At 39.6% G+C, this 12,993-nt stretch carries 14 protein-coding genes; all 14 read right to left on the reverse strand.

What is annotated here, in order from left to right; genetic code table 11:
* Nucleotides 1–247 precede the first annotated feature (247 nt).
* Nucleotides 248–511 carry an HPr family phosphocarrier protein gene (locus MKY26_RS14110; protein ID WP_095371893.1) on the reverse strand — a complete coding sequence of 88 codons (264 nt, stop codon included), beginning with the start codon at nt 509–511 and terminating at the stop codon, nt 248–250.
* Nucleotides 512–531: 20 nt separating this feature from the next.
* Complete coding sequence (whiA, locus tag MKY26_RS14115; protein ID WP_095371892.1) at nt 532–1,479, reverse strand: DNA-binding protein WhiA; 948 nt, start codon at nt 1,477–1,479, stop codon at nt 532–534.
* Nucleotides 1,480–1,506: 27 nt separating this feature from the next.
* Entirely contained in the window at nt 1,507–2,475 is a 969-nt protein-coding gene (locus tag MKY26_RS14120; protein WP_095371891.1) for a gluconeogenesis factor YvcK family protein, read from the reverse strand.
* Complete coding sequence (gene rapZ / locus MKY26_RS14125; protein ID WP_095371890.1) at nt 2,472–3,362, reverse strand: RNase adapter RapZ; 891 nt, start codon at nt 3,360–3,362, stop codon at nt 2,472–2,474. The genes MKY26_RS14120 and rapZ overlap by 4 nt, the downstream gene beginning before the upstream one ends.
* Nucleotides 3,363–3,387: 25 nt before the next feature.
* Entirely contained in the window at nt 3,388–3,846 is a 459-nt protein-coding gene (locus MKY26_RS14130; protein WP_095371889.1) for an NUDIX hydrolase, read from the reverse strand.
* Between the two features lie 147 nt (nt 3,847–3,993).
* Entirely contained in the window at nt 3,994–5,136 is a 1,143-nt protein-coding gene (locus MKY26_RS14135; RefSeq protein WP_341097887.1) for a hypothetical protein, read from the reverse strand.
* Nucleotides 5,137–5,394: 258 nt separating this feature from the next.
* Entirely contained in the window at nt 5,395–6,348 is a 954-nt protein-coding gene (gene trxB / locus MKY26_RS14140) for a thioredoxin-disulfide reductase (RefSeq protein WP_095371887.1), read from the reverse strand.
* Nucleotides 6,349–6,441: 93 nt separating this feature from the next.
* Nucleotides 6,442–7,938 (reverse strand): tetratricopeptide repeat protein, encoded by a 1,497-nt coding sequence (locus MKY26_RS14145; RefSeq protein ID WP_095371886.1) that lies wholly within the window; start codon nt 7,936–7,938, stop codon nt 6,442–6,444.
* A 429-nt stretch (nt 7,939–8,367) separates the two neighbouring features.
* The gene (gene hisIE, locus MKY26_RS14150) at nt 8,368–9,006 is read right to left on the reverse strand and encodes a bifunctional phosphoribosyl-AMP cyclohydrolase/phosphoribosyl-ATP diphosphatase HisIE (RefSeq protein WP_095371885.1); all 639 of its coding nucleotides are present in this window, start codon (nt 9,004–9,006) and stop codon (nt 8,368–8,370) included.
* Nucleotides 9,003–9,761 carry an imidazole glycerol phosphate synthase subunit HisF gene (hisF, locus tag MKY26_RS14155; RefSeq protein WP_095371884.1) on the reverse strand — a complete coding sequence of 253 codons (759 nt, stop codon included), beginning with the start codon at nt 9,759–9,761 and terminating at the stop codon, nt 9,003–9,005. The genes hisIE and hisF overlap by 4 nt, the downstream gene beginning before the upstream one ends.
* A complete protein-coding gene (hisA, locus tag MKY26_RS14160; RefSeq protein ID WP_341052168.1) occupies nt 9,751–10,482 on the reverse strand; it encodes a 1-(5-phosphoribosyl)-5-[(5-phosphoribosylamino)methylideneamino]imidazole-4-carboxamide isomerase in 732 nt (243 codons plus the stop codon). Before hisA ends, hisF begins: the two co-directional genes overlap by 11 nt.
* Entirely contained in the window at nt 10,479–11,117 is a 639-nt protein-coding gene (gene hisH / locus MKY26_RS14165; RefSeq protein WP_095371882.1) for an imidazole glycerol phosphate synthase subunit HisH, read from the reverse strand. The genes hisA and hisH overlap by 4 nt, the downstream gene beginning before the upstream one ends.
* Nucleotides 11,118–11,705 carry an imidazoleglycerol-phosphate dehydratase HisB gene (gene hisB / locus MKY26_RS14170; protein ID WP_095371881.1) on the reverse strand — a complete coding sequence of 196 codons (588 nt, stop codon included), beginning with the start codon at nt 11,703–11,705 and terminating at the stop codon, nt 11,118–11,120.
* The gene (gene hisD, locus MKY26_RS14175) at nt 11,702–12,991 is read right to left on the reverse strand and encodes a histidinol dehydrogenase (RefSeq protein WP_307318851.1); all 1,290 of its coding nucleotides are present in this window, start codon (nt 12,989–12,991) and stop codon (nt 11,702–11,704) included. The genes hisB and hisD overlap by 4 nt, the downstream gene beginning before the upstream one ends.
* Between the last annotated feature and the right edge of the window lie 2 nt (nt 12,992–12,993).

Consider the following 12,993-nt stretch of genomic DNA (forward strand, 5'->3'; position numbering starts at 1 on the left):
TTAGTTTTGAGTGGCAATCGTAACCGATATATGAGGAAAAATTGATCTGTTCGGTCTTCTTTTGTGATTTTCTATCTAGTTAGCTGCACAATTCCTCTTTGCTCCGGCTTCTTTGTGTTTTTCCATCTCAACCAAACCACTTGCCCCTATCATATCGATGCAAGTTGGTTGAGGACAATGAAACGCACCCCCATTGGTAGAAGCATCTAGCAATGGGGGTGCGCAGGTTATTCGTGTATTATACAGATTATGAAACAATGTCCTCTTGTAGGAGTGCAGTCAGTTTATTTAAGGCTTCGGTTTCATCGCTGCCTTCAGCGAGGAGGGTTACGGTGGAACCAGCACTTAGAGATAGGCTCATTAATCCCATGATACTTTTGGCATTTACTTTTTTTCCGCCTTTTTCGATAAAGAGATCTGCTGTGAAGCGATTGGCTTCCTGCACTAACTTTGCAGCAGGGCGCGCCTGTAAGCCTGATTTAATTTTGACTTCCACTTGTCTTTCTACCATGTCCTAACCTCCAAAAAACTTTAAGATTCCTTCCATTGCCCTGTTTTAATTTTTTCTGCAATTTCATCAATTTTTCTTAGGCGATGATTGATACCCGATTTGCTTATCGTGCCACCAGAGACCATTTCTCCAAGTTCCTTTAAAGTCACATCTTGATACGTAACACGCAATTCAGCAATTTCGCGTAATTTCTCTGGTAACACCTTTAGTCCAACGGTACTCTCAATATATCTTATGTTTTCAACTTGTCTTAAGGCAGCACCAATTGTTTTATTTAAATTGGCTGTTTCACAATTGACCAAGCGATTAACTGAATTTCGCATATCTCTAACAATGCGGATATCTTCAAATCGTAAAAGCGCGCTATGAGCCCCAATAATATTAAGGAATTCTGTAATTTTTTCCGCCTCTTTTAAGTAGGTAATAAAACCTTTCTTTCTTTCCAATGTTTTACTATTCAACCCAAAAGTATTCATTAATTTCGACAAGGCGTCATTATGCTCCTTATACATTGAAGCAATTTCTAAATGATAGGAAGAGGTTTCAGGGTTATTGACAGATCCCCCTGCTAAAAAAGCCCCTCTTAGATAAGCACGTTTGCAGCATTTCTTTTTAATTAAATCCATTGAGATATCATGGATAAATTGAAAGCCAGCACTAATAATATGCAGATCATCAAGAATCTTTTGTGCTTGCTCCATTAGTCTAACAATATACACGTTATTTTTCTTAAGTCTCATTTTCTTTCGAACAAGCAGCTCAACTTGCACATCATAATTCCTTTTGATCAGCGTATAGATTCTTCTGGCAATCGCTGCATTCTCCGTTTGAATATCTACAATTAACATTTTATTTGAAAAAGAGAGAGATCCGTTCATACGAATCAAAGCGGATAATTCTGCCTTTCCGCAACAATCCTTTGTCTCCAAGTTCGTTAATTCTTTTTTTGTTTCCGAAGCAAAAGACATACCTTCTCCCCCCTAACCAGACAAATACTAGTTTTTCATTATATCATTTACAATTAATTGATAAATCTTTTTAGCGACTTCATTCGTGTTATGACGAATTGCCCCTTTTTCAAGGCTAACAATCTCACCCTGTAGCACTTCCAAGCCTTGTTCGACTAATCGATCACGGTCATAATAGACAGGCTTCGCTCGTTCCTCTTCATAACGCTCTTGAATATCTTCTGGAATTTCTTCATGATTGACAAGAATCAAATCTAAACATGGCTCAGCCATATGATCAAATATTGCCTGTACGTGGTCACTCGCCCGATAGTCCAAAGTTTCCCCTGCCTGCGTCATTAAATTACAGATATACAGTTTTTTTGCATGAGAACGGCACACTTCCTTACCTACAGACGGTACAAGTAGATTAGGAAGTATGCTTGTGTACAGGCTACCAGGACCAATGATAATGAGATCAGCCTCTCGAATAGCTTCAATCGTTTCCGAAAGCGGACTTACCTTCTCAGGAGTCAAAAATACTTTCTTAATCTTCTTGCCAGAGTAAGGGATTTTGGATTCTCCTGATACAATACTGCCATCTTCCATTTCTGCATGTAATACAACACTCTTTTCAGCTGCAGGTAAGACTCTCCCATTAACATTTAATACTTTACTCATCTCTTGAATCGCATGAACAAAGTCACCAGTAATAGAAGTCATCGCTGCTAGAATCAGATTACCTAAAGAATGACCCGATAATTCATTGGACGTTTTAAAACGATGCTGGAACATTTCTTCTACAAGGGGTTCCACATCTGATAACGCTGCCAAAACATTTCGAATATCTCCTGGAGGTGGGATATTTAATTCTTCTCTCAACCTACCAGAGCTACCACCATCATCAGCAACTGTGACAATGGCTGTTAAATCAAGGGGATATTTTTTTAATCCTCTTAATAAAACTGGCAACCCTGTTCCACCGCCAATGATGACGACCCTCGGCTTTCTATTCATGTTGTTTGCCTTCTCCTCTCAATGTCACGGTGAGTGATGCGAGTGTTGTAGTCTTCCTTAAAATGGTTAGCGATATACTCGGTTAGTGCTACTGATCGATGCTGTCCACCCGTACATCCAATCGCGATAACAAGTTGTGATTTTCCTTCACGCTTATAATGCGGGAGCATAAATGCTAGTAAATCCGTGACCTTTTCTAAAAATTTATTTGTTTCGTTCCATTTCAAAACATAGTTAGACACTTCTTCATCCAAGCCTGTCTTCGGACGCATATGCTCAATATAATGCGGATTTGGCAAGAAGCGAACATCAAATACAAGATCGGCATCAATCGGTAATCCATGTTTAAAACCAAATGACATCACATTTACAGTGAAAATGGATTGTTTATTAACAGAAAACTCGTGGAGTATCTTTTCTCTTAATTCACGCGGCTTCATATTAGATGTCTTATAGATAATCTGCGCTCTACCCTTTAGATCATCTAATAATTCTCTTTCCAACTTGATGCCTTCCATTGGCAAACCTGATGGCGCTAATGGATGAGAGCGACGCGTTTCTTTATATCTACTTACAAGGGTTGCATCATCCGCATCAAGAAAAAGAATTTCTGGTGTGACCCATGACGTATCTGCTAAATCATCTAACGCCTTGAAAAGATGCTCAAAAAACTCACGGCCACGTAAATCCATCACAAGCGCAACCTTATTCATCTTATTCCCTGAATCCTTCATCAGTTCAAGAAATTTCGGTAATAAGGTCGGTGGTAAATTATCTACACAAAAAAAGCCTAAATCTTCGAAGCTTTGAATCGCCACTGTTTTACCTGCGCCAGACATCCCCGTAATAATGACCATTTGTGTTTCTTTTGCTGCTACCGAACTCATTTCTCGCTTCCCCCTGTATTCATTTTTAGCTTGGATCTAAGCGGTAACTAATTAATTCAAAGTCAGGTGTATAAGTAAATGTACCGTAGATCATGCGATTGCCATTAATCATATATTCAAGAATATGATGATCTCCTGCAGCCATTGGTAAATCCTTCACTTTGTCCACTTCGACCCATCGCAATTTTCCTTCTTCTGACTCATCTACATTTAATCCGTCCGCATCTGTAGCAAAAAAGGTAAACATCATCCATTCAGAAAGTACTTGATCTCCATCCTTCATAATGAAAGTAAAAATCCCTTTTATGTTTGGATTCCTTAAGTAAATCCCCGTTTCTTCTCTATATTCTCTGATACAAGAGTCACGCACCGATTCACCTGGCTCCATCTTTCCGCCCGGTGCAACCCACCATCCACGGCGTGGCTTTTGTAGCAACAATACTTGATCATCTTTTAATAATACGCAGTTTGTGACCCGCTGCATCCTATTCACCTCTTACTTCGTGCCACTCATTATTAGAGAACAGATTAACCTAAATACTCTAATGAATGAAAGCATAGTATTTATCATTATATTATACTATTTTTGTCATAGCGCTACAACGATACAGGTTGAACATGATACTTCTCCCTAAGCAAATTGCCTAGACTTCTTTATAGTAAGTGTATATCCATTATTATAATATCCAACCGGTGTGCTACATTCGATCTGTGGAAAAAAGAATTTTGCTTCGCTCTCATCTCTTTTTCTCATTCTGAGTGACGTGCAAACCTCTTTTGCTTCGCTCTCACTTCTTTTTCTCGTACTGAGTGACGCGCAAACCTCTTTTGCTTTGCTCTCACTTCTATTTCTTATTCTGAGTGACGTGCAAATCTCTTTTGCTTCGCTCTCACTTCTATTTCTTATTCTGAGTGCCGTGCAAATCTCTTTTGCTTCGCTCTCATTCGTGATTTTCATTCTGAGTGATGAGCAATTCACTTTTGCTTCGCTCTCATTCGTAATTTTCATTCTGAGTGATGCACAAATCTCTTTTGCTTCGCTCTCATTCGTGATTTTCATTCTGAGTGATGCGCAATTCTCTTTTGCTTCGCTCTCATTCGTGATTTTCATTCTGAGTGATGCACAAATCTCTTTTGCTTCGCCCTCATTCGTGATTTTCATTCTGAGTGACTCGCTAACCCACTTTGCTTCGCTCTTACTTCTTTTTCTCATTCTGAGTGATGCGCAATTCTCTTTTACTCCGCTCTCATTCGTGATTTCCATTCTGAATGAAGCGCTAACCCACTTTGCTCCCCTCTCACTTCTTTTTCTCATTCTGAGTGACGCGCAATTCTCTTTTGCTTCGCTCTCATTCGTGATTTTCATTCTGAGTGACTCGCTAACCCACTTTGCTTCGCTCTCACTTCTTTTTTTCATTCTGAGTGGCGTGCAAATCTCTTTTGCTTCGCTCTCACTCGTGATTTTCATTCTGAGTGACTCGCAATTCACTTTTGCTTCGCCCTCATTCGTGATTTTCATTCTGAGTGACTCGCTAACCCACTTTGCTTCGCTCTCATTCGTGATTTCCATTCTGAGTGACTCGCTAACCCACTTTGCTTCGCTCTCACTTCTTTTTCTTATGTTGAGGGATGCGCAATTCTCTTTTGCTTCGCTCTCACTCGTGATTTTCATTCTGAGTGACTCGCTAACCCACTTTGCTTCGCTCTCACTTCTTTTTCTCATTCTGAGTGATGTGCAAATCTCTATTGCTTCGCTCTCATTCGTGATTTTCATTATGAATGACTCGCTAACCCACTTTGCTTCGCTCTTACTTCTTTTTCTCATTCTGAATGAACCTTTTCCTCATTTGCTCAAAAACCAAAAAAAAGAGCACAGGAGCTACCTGTGCTGTAAAAGGAATATATCTTTAAAAGGGGGTCAATTTCTATTATTATCATAACCGAAATTTGTTTCACCCAGGTTACAGTAGAGTTAAAACGAAATGACTTTTTGTAAATGATGAATAAAGTTGGATTATGATGCCCTTGTTCATTAATTTGTAGCTGTTTTTAGACTTTCTTCAAGCTCTTCAATATAATGCTGAGCAGCTTGAGCGGCAATGCTACCATCGCCTGTTGCGGTAACGATTTGACGCAATGTTTTTTCACGAATATCTCCAGCAGCGAAGATACCAGGGACATTCGTTTCCATTTGGTCATTGGTTACGATATAGCCTTCTTCATTCGTAATACCAAGGCTTGCAAATGGTTTCGATAGTGGATTCATTCCAATGTAAACGAACACGCCATCCGCTTTGAATTCTTTTTCTTCACCTGTTTCTGTAGATACAATCGTGACACTGCCTACTTTTCCGTCCTTATCGTTGACTTCTTTCACTGTATGGTTCCAAATGAAATCAATTTTATCATTATCAAAGGCACGTTGTTGTAAGATTTGTTGTGCACGTAATTTATCACGACGGTGAATGATGGTTACTTTACTTGCAAATCGTGTTAAGTAAACACCTTCTTCAACAGCAGAGTCGCCTCCACCAATAACTACTAGTTCTCTTTCTTTAAAGAACGCACCATCACAAACCGCACAATAAGAAACACCGCGGCCGCCTAGCTCTTTTTCACCAGGAATACCTAGTTTTTTATATTCTGCACCTGTTGTAATAATAACCGCACGTGCTTTGTATTCTTTAGATCCAGCAATGATTGTTTTATATTCCTTGCCATCGATGATTTCTTTAATATCTCCATATGCATATTCTGCACCAAATTTTTTCGCATGATCGAACATTTTTGTAGAAAGTTCAGGTCCAAGAATATGATCAAACCCTGGATAGTTTTCCACTTCTTCTGTATTCGCCATTTGTCCGCCTGGTACCCCGCGTTCAAGCATTAATGTTGATAAATTTGCACGAGATGTATATACTGCCGCGGTCATTCCTGCTGGACCTGCTCCTGCAATAATGACATCGTAAATTTTTTCTTCAGCCATCATTCCCACTCCTTTGTCTTGAAGCCTTCTGTTCTATTATGACCTTCTTGGTTTTATCCTATAAAATTTATAGGAAAACGTCCAAGTTTTTGCTCAACGAAGGTATTCATTCAATAATCGCAAATATTTTCTTAAAGTTGAGGTAGAGATTCCGAAATTTTTTGCAATTGTTGCTTGTGATACAGTCTCATTTCTTAGCTTATGCCAAGAGTAAGTGATTGCACCGGCATATGCATGAGGATTTTTAATCGTCACGCCAGCTTGGGTTAACTGTAAATACGCAGAAAACCACATTAAATACAAACTTGCTTCTTTTGCCCCAACAGGTGAGTAATTTTCATAAAGCAATCCAGCTATATCATGCGCTGTAGAGGTATCTTGAGATGCCTCACCAAATTTTAGATAAGCTAAATAATCCCTCTCTAACGCAGAGAACTTCCTATTTCCTTTTAAACGGTCAGATTCTAGTAATTGTTCTTTTTTACCTGAAACTGCTGTTAAAAACAAGGCAAACAGTCGTTCTTCTGGATAGTCACTTTCTAGCCTTTGTTGAATAGAAGAAACATGATCCTCGAATCCTTGAGCACTTTTTGAGGTATCGCTCCAAGGCTCCAATCCTTCTTTTTCCGGATTTAATTCAACAGCCCTTCTCCACGCCACTTGAGCCACTGACTCTTTACCAGTATGATAGGCAGCGTATGCGAGCCAGTAGTAAAAAGACGCGTCCCCATTAAACCCTAGTTTATAGAGACGACCGAGCCATGCATATGCTTTATCATATTCCCCTATAAGTGCTAACGTTGCCCCTAATTTAAATTGATGCTCAACAGAGATTGGATGTACTTTTAATAAAGCATCCTTTAGCGCTCGCACCTCTTTAAAGTCGTTTTCGTAAAAAGCAAAAACAAGCTTATTACAAAGGGCATGCAAATTCCCCGGATTGTCTTTAAATACTTGTTTCAACACATCCGAGGCTTTATCTGTTTCGCCTAGATAAAAATAAGCTAGGGCTAGATTATTATAAGCCGACCAATATTCTGGGTACTCTTCAATGACACCATTGAGCAGTTCCACAGCTTTTGGAAAATAACCGGTCTCAAGTAACTCCCTTGCTTGTTCTTGTTTGACCATTAAGTCGTCCTGCTCATATAGATGTTCGTTTAGATCGTCATCCTCTAACGTAAGGAGCTCCAACAACTCTTCTGTATCTTCAACAAACTCGCCTTCTGGATCTAGTTCTATATATAATGTAGCATGATGGTATGCGTCTTTGAAAAAGCCTAAATGTGCATAGTTATTAGCTAAAAAATAGTGGCATTCAATCATCTCTTCATCTAATTCCTCTAATATTAATCGGAGTAGCTGATTAGAATCTTGATATTCTCCCATTTCGGCATGCACCACTGCCAACTGACAAACAATCATCGGTTCGCCTGGCTCTAAATGCATCGCACGTTGGAGGTACTTCTTCGCTCTATGAAAATCCCTGCGGTGGTAAGCTTTAATGCCTTTTGAAAAATAATACTCACCCGTAGGGATAAATGATAAAATTTTTCCTTTATTGTCTCTTGCTTTAGAGTCTTTACGCATGGAATCCTCCATAAAATATATTAACTAATTGAGTATAACATACGACTAATCGCTCGAGAAGGGGGTGACAAGATAAGGAAAAAACTAATGATAGCATGATTATCTAACTCAGCTTAAAAAATCAACACTTTCAAAAATGTGACTATTTTATGATTTTTTTATTAAGAAAGTGTAACATGCTAGTAAAGCGCACGGATTTCTCGAACATCACTCTTTAATTAGCATTCATATAAATTGAACGAGAAGATAATACGAGACAGAATAAGTTTTGTATGTGCATATAATTGAGGTATATTTTGCTAATTTAAAAGTGGAGAAATAGTATTTGACCGTCCTTCTTGCCCGATTAAACTCATCTTAAAAACCCCCAACACCAGGCGCACTCAAAAAAGACGATTTCTATTCACAGAAATCGTCCCATTCTATCATTTATGAAACTGGCTTCTTCTCTTCATGCCTTTTATTCAAGACGTTTAATACTTCGGCAAAAGGCAGTTCTTGTTCACGTAAAAGCACCATTAAATGGTAAAGTAAATCCGCAGATTCCCATTTAAGTTCTTCACGATCACGATTTTTAGCTGCAATGATTACTTCTGCAGATTCTTCACCGACTTTCTTCAATATTTTGTCGACACCACTCTCGAATAAATAGGTCGTATAAGCTCCTTCAGGACGTGCCTGCTCGCGCTCAGCAATAACTTCTTCCAACCGTTTTAGAATTTGATAATCTGCAATTTCAGCTTGCTCTTCCCCCGTATAAATCGTTTCATGAAAGCAGCTAACTTCTCCTTTATGGCAGGCAACACCATTTGGTAAGACCTGTACTAAAATGGCATCCTGATCACAATCCCACTTCATTTCTACGACCTTTTGCGTGTGACCACTGGTTTCACCTTTATGCCAAAGTTCTTTACGTGAACGGCTGAAAAACCAAGTTTCCCCTGTTTCAATCGTCTTTGCTAAAGATTCTTTATTCATGTACGCAAGCGTTAAGACTTCTTTCGTTTCACTATCTTGGATAATTGCTGGCACAAGGCCTTGATCATTAAATTGCACTTGATCAATCATCTTACATACACTCCCTTATCTTTTATATATGCCTTCACTTCTGCGACGGAAGTTTCTTTATAATGAAAAATAGAAGCAGCGAGGGCTGCATCTGCCTTACCTTCAAGGAATATATCAGAAAAATGACTAGCTCCCCCTGCACCTCCTGAAGCAATGACAGGAACAGTTACTGCCGTACTTACAGCTTTTGTTAAGGCAATATCAAAGCCTTTCTTTTCACCATCACAGTCCATGCTTGTGAGAAGAATTTCACCAGCACCTCTTCGCACAGCTTCTTTAACCCAATCAAGCACTTTCCACTCTGTTTTTACTCTTCCACCATGTGTATAAACAACCCATGTACCGCAATCTTGATCGTACTTAGCATCGACAGCGACAACCATACATTGTGCCCCAAAAAAATCAGCACCTTCTGTAATTAACTCTGGCCGATTGACAGCTGCCGTATTTAATGAGACTTTATCTGCACCCGCTCGAAGAATCTTCTTCATATCATCAAGTGTATGAATACCACCACCAACTGTAAAAGGGATGGCTAGTTCTGCCGCTACTGCTTGAACAACATCAACCATTGTTTTTCTTCCCTCATGTGAAGCAGAGATATCAAGAAATACAAGTTCATCTGCTCCTTGCTCGTCATAAAAACGTGCTAATTCCACCGGGTCACCTGCATCTCTTAATTGAACAAATTGGATACCCTTTACGACCCTTCCTTCTTTTACATCGAGACAAGGAATAATTCGTTTAGTAAGCACGAAAAGTCCCCCCTTCCAATGCTTCCTTCACAGTAAAACGCCCCTCATAGATGGCTTTACCTACAATAGCTCCAGGAATACCTGCTTGGTTAATTAATTTTAAATCAGCAAGAGAACTGACTCCACCAGAAGCGATGACCTCTTTTCCTGTCGCTTGTGCTAATTGGACAGTTGCTATAATATTCGGCCCAGATAACGTACCATCTGTAGCAATATCTGTAAAAATAAACGTTTCGCAACCGACGTCAGCGAATTGTTTGCCTACCTCAACTGCGGTTGCTTGTGATGTATTCAACCAGCCATTTGTTGCAACAAAACCGTCTTTAGCATCTAAACCAATAACAATACGCTCTTTATACTTCTTAATCATTTCAATAGCAAATTTAGGGTTTGAAATGGCTACACTGCCGATAATTACTCTTGAGACCCCAGCATCTAGATAAAAATGTATATCTTCCTCGGTCCGAATACCGCCACCAATTTGGATATTTGCATTTAACTGCTTTGCTGCTTGAATGACATAACGATCGTTCTCCGGTTTACCGGCTTTTGCTCCGTCGAGGTCCACCATATGCACCCAGCTAGCCCCATCTTCTACAAAGGTTTTTGCCATATCAAAAGGAGAGTCCCCGTATACCGTTTCCTTATCATAGTCGCCTCGTAATAAACGAACACATTTCCCGCCCCGCATATCAATCGCAGGATAGATGGTCAGACTCATTTTAAACTCACCCCTTCTGATACAAGCACTGTAAAGTTTTCTAAGATTTTCATGCCAGTCATACTGCTTTTTTCCGGATGAAATTGAGTACCAAAGACATTATTTTTTCCTACAACTGCTGGGACACAAACATCATATAAGCTATCGGCCAAAATAATTTCATCTGTCTTTGTTGTTACATAATAAGAATGAACAAAATATGCAAACCCCTCTTCGACATCCTTTAAAATCGGTGATTGTCGTCGTAACTGTAATAAGTTCCAGCCCATATGCGGGACTTTATACATTTCACCTTGATTTGTTACACCAGGTATTTTCACAACCGTTCCAGGAAGCAATCCCAATCCACGGCATCCACCGTTTTCTTCACTTGCTTCAAACAGTAATTGCATCCCTAGGCAAATGCCTAATATTGGTTTACCACTAGCTGCATAGTCTCTGAGGACATCTGCTATACCCGTCTCATTTAAAAGTCGCATGGCATCACTAATTGCTCCAACTCCAGGGACAATCACACCATCGGCTAAAAGAATCTCATCCTTTTTATTTGTAATAAGATAAGGTTCGCCTAACCTTTCCAGTGCTTTACTGACACTGAATAAATTTCCCATTCCATAATCAATGATCGCAATCATTTATAACATCCCTTTCGTGGAAGGAATGCCTTTTATTCTTGGATCAATCGTTGTTGCTTCATCTAAGGCTCGACCTAGTGCCTTAAAGACTGCTTCAATCATATGATGGGTATTCTGACCATAGTGAACGATCACATGAAGATTCATTCTCGCCTCAAGTGCGAATTTCCATAAGAATTCATGCACTAGTTCGGTATCAAATGTACCTACCTTTTGATTAGGAAAGATAGCACGCATTTCCAAATGTGGTCGATTACTTAAGTCGACAACCACTTGTGCTAGCGCTTCATCCATCGGAACAAAGGCATTGCCGTACCTTTTAATTCCTCTTTTTTCACCAAGACTCTCTCGCAATGCCTGCCCGAGACAAATCCCTATATCCTCTGTCGTGTGGTGATCATCAATTTCGACATCGCCTTTTGCATCAATCGTTAAATCGAATTGCCCATGCTTAGCAAATAAATCAAGCATATGTGTCATAAAAGGAACACCTGTCTCCAAATCACTTGTTCCTTCTCCATCAATATTGAGTGATAGTTGAATTTCTGTTTCATTAGTCTTTCTTTGCAACTCAGCCGTTCTTGTCATTTCCCTTCTTTCCTTTCACTTTGGAGTCTTTTTTCAATCGATCTTGCATGAGCTTCTAAACCTTCTAGTCTTGCAAATGAAGCGATTTTTTCCGCATTTGCTGTAAATCTACTTTCACTGTAGTAAATAATGCTCGATTTTTTTCGAAAATCATCCACATTCAACGGGCTTGAAAATCTTGCTGTGCCGTTAGTTGGTAAGACATGATTAGGACCAGCAAAATAATCACCAACAGGCTCAGGGCTATATCTACCTAAGAATATTGCACCCGCATGGCGGATAGCTCCTAAAAGTGATAATGGATTGACTGTTAAAACCTCCAAATGTTCAGGAGCAATTGTATTAATCACTGCTATCGATTCTTCTATCGTCTCTGTCACATAAATACGACCAAATTGTTGAATCGATTGGCTGGCAATATCGTATTTTGGTAGAGTAGCTAACTGTTCTTCCACCTCGATGGCAACTTCGTTAGCGAGTTGTTCGCTATTCGTCACAAGGATGCTACAAGCCATTTCATCATGTTCTGCTTGTGATAATAAGTCTGCTGCTACTTCAGTTGGAATTGCTGAGTCATCAGCAAGAATAGCAATTTCACTTGGTCCAGCAATCATATCGATATCGACCTCACCATACACTTCTCTCTTCGCCAATGCGACGTAAATATTACCTGGGCCTGTTATTTTATCCACTGGTGCGATTGTCTCTGTACCATAGGCAAGTGCAGCTACCGCTTGAGCTCCACCTACTTTATATATATCTGTTACCCCGGCAATATTCGCTGCAACAAGGACAGCAGCTGGTATTTTTCCTGTTTTGCGCTCTACAGGAGAAACCATCACAATTCTTTCTACTCCTGCTACTTTTGCCGGCAAAACATTCATTAACACAGAAGATGGATAAGCAGCTTTCCCACCAGGCACGTATACACCAACAGAATCAAGCGGCGTTATTTTTTGTCCGAGCAAGGTGCCATCGACTTCAGTCGTCATCCATGAATTTTGCAATTGCTTCATATGATAGTTTCTTATATTTTCTGCTGCTTCTTTTATAATTGAAATGGTTTCTTTAGATAATTCTTTATAAGCTTGGTCTATTTCTGCTGCTTTCACTTGATAATCATCTAATAGAATCCCATCAAATTTTTGTGTATAACGAATGACCGCTTGATCACCTTCTTGACGTACAGCTGCTATGATTTCCTTTACTGTTTGCCTTTGTTCTTCTGTACCACCGTCTATGGAACGCTTAATAGAAAGGTCGTTTGTTACTTTTAATATGTCCACCT

This window comes from Cytobacillus sp. FSL R7-0680 (genome assembly GCF_038009245.1).
Classification (GTDB): domain Bacteria; phylum Bacillota; class Bacilli; order Bacillales; family Cytobacillaceae; genus Cytobacillus; species Cytobacillus kochii.